Genomic DNA, 465 nt, shown 5'->3' with positions numbered 1-465 from the left:
ACTGCCAATCTTCATCACGTGCTTCTGGATAAAACGTACGTAAATGATTCATACACCCTTCTTTAGTCATTAATATTTGATCAAACGAATATTTAATTAAAGGAAGGTTTTTAACTGCAGAAGATAAAAGTGTTGTAATATTATATGGCTTAATCGATTTAAATAAATCTAAATTCGAACCATTTTTTAAGAATTTAGGGCCTACACTAGCAAATGGGCCAAATAATAAGGTACGTTCACCATCAATATAACGTGTATCCAAGTGAGGTACAGTCATAGGTGGTGTACCTTTAGGCTCTTTACCATATACCTTAGCGTCATGCTTGGCTATGGTATCAGGGTTAGTACAAATTAAGAATTGACCTGTAATTGGGAAACCACCCAAATTTTTGCTTTCTGGAATACCTGTTTTTTGTAATAATGGAATGGCTCCACCACCAGCACCAATAAATACATAATCAGCAA

1 protein-coding gene is annotated in these 465 nt (G+C 34.6%); it reads right to left on the bottom strand.

The genetic code is table 11. From position 1 onward, the window contains the following. On the bottom strand, positions 1-465 hold a 465-nt coding region (locus tag HMPREF2706_RS02745; protein ID WP_176746161.1), incomplete at both ends, for a malate:quinone oxidoreductase.

The organism is Staphylococcus sp. HMSC067F07 (assembly GCF_001837405.1).
GTDB classification, from domain to species: domain Bacteria; phylum Bacillota; class Bacilli; order Staphylococcales; family Staphylococcaceae; genus Staphylococcus; species Staphylococcus capitis.
The sequence above is the reverse complement of the archived record's forward strand: the minus strand, read 5'-3'. Positions and strand labels throughout refer to the sequence as shown.